A 5,006-nucleotide genomic window follows, 5' to 3' on the forward strand; every position below is an offset into this window, starting at 1 on the left:
ATCGCGCAAGGCACTGGCCACCGCCTTGGCCATGCCGCCGCTGCCGCGCAGGGCGAAGGTCGAGTCCTTGGGCACCTGGTGCTTGTGCAGCAGTTGCTCGATGGCGATGTAATCGGTGTTGTAGGCCTTCAAATGCCCGTCGGTGTTGACGATGGTATTGATTGACGCAATGGCCCGCGCCGAATCGTCCAGCTCATCCACCAGGGCAATACAGGCTTCCTTGAACGGCATCGACACGCCACAACCCCGAATGCCCAAGGCCCGAATGCCACCGACGGCGCCCGGCAGGTCCTGGCTACTGAAGGCCTTGTAGTAGAAATTCAACCCCAACTGCTCATACAGGTGGTTATGAAAGCGCAGGCCAAAGTTCCCTGGGCGCGCCGACAGTGACATGCACAGTTGGGTGTCCTTGTTGGGGTTCATCTGCATCGGTAACTCCTTGAAGCCATTCCAGAGGCGGTTTCGGATAGACGGAATACCCGCGCCGGCGGGTTCTCATGGATCATACGCACTGTGCCCGGCCACTTGTGTAAGCCAACCGATACAGACCTTACACAACCTTTACCTATCGGCTGTGCTGTTTTTTAGAAATACGCTGTCTTAAAAGTATCCCCGCGACAATCCTTGAGTCGATTGATTGCAGACCATGAGCGCAGGGGCTAACCGAGGAATGACCATGATTCGTAAACTCCCCAAGATCGCCTTGCTGATCGGCGCACTCGCTATGGCAGGACAGGCCTCCGCCCACGGTGGTGGTTGGGGTGCTCCGCTCGCACTGGGAGCCGTTGTTGGTGCAGTGGTAGGCGGCTCGATCGTCGCCAGCCAATCGCGGCCGGTCTACGTGCAACAACCGGTGTATGTCCAGCCGCAGCCGGTGTATGCCGCTCCGCCGCCGGTCTACTACGCACCGCCACCGCCTGTGTATGTGCAACAACAGGTTTATTACCGCCCGGCGCCGGTCTACTACGGCCCACCGCGCGGCTACTACGGCCCTCCACACGGCTATTACGGTCGCGGCTGGTAAGCCTCAACTGACACACCTGAACAGGCTCCGCCCTAAAAGCGGGGCCTTTTTTTGGCCTGCAGGTCTGAATAAATCTCGCCAAGGTCGTTATAAGGACAATGGCTGTGGCCAAATCCCACATCATTGATCTCAATAGGCGCTTGCCCGAACGGGGCCTGCGCTGTCATGTTTGTGTCTCAAAAGGCTTCCACTATCAACACTGTCCGACCAATAACAACAAGGACGATTGCCCATGCCCACGCAAAACCCACATCGCACCGCCGGCCTCTGCACCTCGAGCAAGGTCTATAGCGTACTGACGGAGCTCAAGGCCCTGGAAGGCCATCGCAACGCCAAGTTCCTGTCCTTGCTGACGGAAAACCTGGTGCGCAAGGGCCTGCTCAGTGAACAGGAAGTGGTGCATATGCTCGACCAGGTGGTCGACTGACTGAGGGTCGCTCGATAACAGTGATGTCGACTATCGAGCAGGTTGATTTTCCCTGAAGGCCTACGCACCGTAATGTCACCTCCATAGCGTATCGGAGGTCATCATGCCCACTATTCAAATCATGTCTGTCATCGGCAGTGCCGTTCCCGCCTCTCTCCGGGAGCTGGGTCTACTCGCCTGCTGGTACCTGGTACGCGATGGCGAAGCCATCAGCGGCCCACTCACTTCATTACCGGCCGCCCAGGCCCTGTCGGTCAAAATGGCGCATTGCTTTCATGCCTAAGGCAGTTGCACCCGCGGTTTGGTTTCCACAAACAGCGCCCAGCTGGACATGAACAACGCAGCAATCAGTGGCCCGATGACAAAGCCGTTCAAGCCAAAGATCGACAGGCCACCCAACGTTGAGATAAGGATCAGGTAATCCGGCATGCGGGTGTCCTTGCCCACCAGGATGGGCCTTAGCACATTGTCCACCAGCCCGATCACAAATACCCCGAACAACCCGAGCACCACGCCCTGCCAGATCGACCCGCTCAGCAGGAAGTACGCCGCCACCGGCCCCCACACAATCCCCGCGCCCACCGCCGGCAGCAGCGACAGAAACGCCATCAACACCGCCCAGAGCAACGCGCTGGGAATGTCCAGGAACCAGAAGATCAAACCACCCAACGCGCCTTGCGTGACCGCTACCAGCACGTTGCCTTTCACCGTGGCACGCACCACCCGGTTGAACTTCAATTGCAGGCGACGCTTCTGCGGTTCGGCCAGCGGCACCGCGGTGCGCACCTTGCGCACCAGCTCGGGGCCATCGCGCAGCAGGAAGTACAGCAAGTACAGCATGATGAAAAAACTCACCAGGAAATCAAACGTGCCCTGGCCGAAGCTGAACGCCTGGGTCGCAAAAAACTGGCTGCCCTGCATCGCACTCTTGACGATCTTCTCCCGCAGGCCTTCCAGGTTGCCCATGCCGAAGCGGTCCAGCAGATGCTGGAAATACGGTGGCAGGAAGTTCTTGAACTGCTCGATATACCCGGCAACGTCGAGCTTGCCGCTCTCGACGTTCTTGTAAAGCGTCGCGCCCTCCTGCACCAGCAAGGCACTGGTGATGATCACCGGCAGAATCGCGATTATCAGGCACACCGTCAGGGTTGCCAGGGATGTGAGATTGCGGTTCCAGCCAAAACGTTGCTGGAAGCGCCGTTGCATCGGCGCAAAGATGATCCCCAGGATCACCGCCCAGAACACCGCGCCGTAGAACGGCAGCAAAATCCAGATAAACGCGATGGTCACCAGGGCGAGCAGTAACAGCAGGGTTTTGAATTGCAGGTTGGTTTGGTTCATGTCCGGTCCATGTCTAAAACACCAGGCGCTCATGTGCGCCTTGATGTTTAGTCCACTGCAAATCCCGCGAGTGCCCTACTTATTAGACCTGGATCAATAAACTGCGCACCCGGCCCGGCTACCCTGCCGCCCTTTTGCGACCCGAACCCATGCCTCCCGTTATCGCCCCCGAACTGCTCGCCCCCGCCGGCACCCTGAAAAACATGCGTTATGCCTTTGCCTACGGCGCCGATGCCGTCTACGCCGGGCAACCGCGCTACAGCTTGCGGGTGCGCAATAACGAGTTCGACCACGCCAACCTCGCCCTCGGCATCCAGGAAGCCCAGGCCCAGGGCAAGCGGTTCTATGTGGTGGTCAACATAGCGCCTCACAACGCCAAGCTGAAAACCTTCCTCAAGGACCTTGCCCCGGTGATCGCCATGGGCCCGGATGCGCTGATCATGTCCGACCCGGGCCTGATCATGCTGGTGCGCCGGCACTTCCCGCACATGCCGATCCACCTGTCGGTGCAGGCCAATACGGTGAACTGGGCCAGCGTCGAATTCTGGCAGGCGCAGGGCATCTGCCGAATCATCCTGTCGCGGGAGTTGTCGCTGGAGGAAATCGACGAGATTCGCCAGCAAGTCCCCGCCATGGAGCTGGAAGTATTTGTGCACGGCGCGCTGTGCATGGCCTATTCCGGGCGCTGCCTGCTGTCGGGCTACATGAACAAGCGAGATGCCAACCAGGGCACCTGCACCAACGCCTGCCGCTGGAAATACCAGGCGACGCCTGCGGTGGAAAACGCCGCCGGCGACATCGTGCAGCACTATGCGCCCGAGCCGACCCTGGGCCTCGGTGCGCCCACCGACCAGGTGTTCCTGCTGCAGGAGGCCAATCGCCCCGACGAACAGATGCCCGCCTTCGAAGATGAACACGGCACCTACATCATGAACGCCAAGGACCTGCGGGCGGTGCAGCACGTCGAGCGGCTGACGCGCATGGGCGTGCACTCGTTGAAGATCGAAGGCCGCACCAAATCCCACTTTTACTGCGCCCGCACCACCCAGGTATATCGCCAGGCGATTGATGACGCGGTGGCCGGGCGCGACTTTGACCGGGGCTTGATGACCAACCTCGAATCCCTGGCCCAGCGCGGCTACACCGAGGGTTTCCTGCGCCGGCACGTGCACGATGAGTATCAGAACTATCAGAACGGCAGCTCGGTGTCCGAACGCCAGCAGTTCGTCGGAGAACTGACCGGTGAACGGCGCGGCGAGCTGGCCGAGGTCAAGGTCAAGAACCGTTTTGCCGTGGGCAATCACCTGGAACTGATGACCCCGGCGGGGAATTTCCACTTTAACCTGGGCTCATTGCACAACGCCAAGGGCGAGGCCATCGCGGTGGCGCCGGGTGACGGGCATACGGTGTATTTGCCGATCCCGGCGGAGATGGACCTGCGTTTCGGCCTTTTGATGCGCGACGTTTAACTTCGCCAGACACCTCAATGAGTGCGAGACAGCTTGCTGTGGTGAGGGAGCTTGCTCCCTCACCACAGCAAGCTCCCCCACCACAGCAAGCTCCCCCACCACAGCACTCTCCTTCACCACAGCAAGCTCCCCCACCACAAAAAGCAGGGCGTACGCGCAATAGGTTCATTTGCAAAGTAGAATTGGCGGTTCTGCGTACCGCCACCTTGTCTTGAGCGGTCACCCTCTTTTTTACGGAGATCGCCTTGCGTCTGTTTCACACCTCCGACTGGCACCTTGGGCAAAACCTGCACGGCCAGGAACGCGACTTCGAACACGCCTGCTTCCTCGACTGGCTGCTGGGCCAGTTGGGCCTGCATCGCCCTGACGTGCTGTTGATCGCCGGCGATATTTTCGACACGGTCAACCCGCCACTCAAGGCCCAGGAGCGGCTGTACGACTTCATCATCGGCGCCCATGAGCAAAACCCTGCACTGACCATCGTGATGATCGCCGGCAACCACGACTCCGGCTCGCGCATCGAACTGCCGGCACCGTTGATGCGCCGCCTGCGCACCCACGCATTGGGCCGGGTGCTGTGGTTGGATGACGGACAACTGGATGTCGAACGCCTGCTGATTCCATTGCCCGGTGCCGACGGTGAAATTGCCGGCTGGTGCCTGGCATTGCCGTTCCTGCGCCCGGCCGAAGTGACCGGCGCCCAACTGGGGGACGATTACCTGCGGGGCATCGGCCAGGTTCACGA

The 5,006-nt window shown here is 60.1% G+C and carries 6 protein-coding genes and 1 pseudogene; 5 read left to right on the forward strand and 2 right to left on the reverse strand.

What is annotated here, in order from left to right; all coding sequences use genetic code 11:
* A pseudogene (locus tag HX846_RS16970) lies at positions 1-429 on the reverse strand (shikimate 5-dehydrogenase); the annotation flags it as partial.
* A 241-nt stretch (positions 430-670) separates the two neighbouring features.
* Between HX846_RS16970 and HX846_RS16975 the strand changes: the two are divergent.
* The 3 genes from HX846_RS16975 (at position 671) to HX846_RS16985 (ending at position 1,734) form a co-directional block, all read left to right on the forward strand.
* Positions 671-1,024 carry a hypothetical protein gene (locus tag HX846_RS16975; RefSeq protein WP_008435927.1) on the forward strand — a complete coding sequence of 118 codons (354 nt, stop codon included), beginning with the start codon at positions 671-673 and terminating at the stop codon, positions 1,022-1,024.
* A 232-nt stretch (positions 1,025-1,256) separates the two neighbouring features.
* Positions 1,257-1,451 (forward strand): hypothetical protein, encoded by a 195-nt coding sequence (locus HX846_RS16980; RefSeq protein ID WP_003211226.1) that lies wholly within the window; start codon positions 1,257-1,259, stop codon positions 1,449-1,451.
* A 103-nt stretch (positions 1,452-1,554) separates the two neighbouring features.
* Positions 1,555-1,734: a hypothetical protein gene (locus HX846_RS16985; RefSeq protein WP_003211225.1), complete on the forward strand. Its 180-nt coding sequence runs from the start codon at positions 1,555-1,557 to the stop codon at positions 1,732-1,734.
* On the opposite strand, the gene HX846_RS16990 is transcribed toward HX846_RS16985, so the two are convergent.
* Positions 1,731-2,792 carry an AI-2E family transporter gene (locus HX846_RS16990; protein ID WP_003211223.1) on the reverse strand — a complete coding sequence of 354 codons (1,062 nt, stop codon included), beginning with the start codon at positions 2,790-2,792 and terminating at the stop codon, positions 1,731-1,733. The genes HX846_RS16985 and HX846_RS16990 overlap by 4 nt on opposite strands.
* A gap of 149 nt (positions 2,793-2,941) precedes the next feature.
* Here HX846_RS16990 and yegQ point away from each other — a divergent pair, with 149 nt between their 5' ends.
* Together yegQ and HX846_RS17000 are read left to right on the forward strand one after the other, a co-directional pair.
* Positions 2,942-4,261 (forward strand): tRNA 5-hydroxyuridine modification protein YegQ, encoded by a 1,320-nt coding sequence (gene yegQ, locus HX846_RS16995; RefSeq protein WP_178965758.1) that lies wholly within the window; start codon positions 2,942-2,944, stop codon positions 4,259-4,261.
* Between the two features lie 245 nt (positions 4,262-4,506).
* Positions 4,507-5,006 (forward strand): exonuclease subunit SbcD (locus tag HX846_RS17000; protein ID WP_178965759.1); only part of this gene is annotated, 500 nt, incomplete at its 3' end.

It is taken from the genome of Pseudomonas sp. K5002, from assembly GCF_013386655.1.
In the GTDB taxonomy this organism is placed as follows: Bacteria; Pseudomonadota; Gammaproteobacteria; order Pseudomonadales; family Pseudomonadaceae; genus Aquipseudomonas.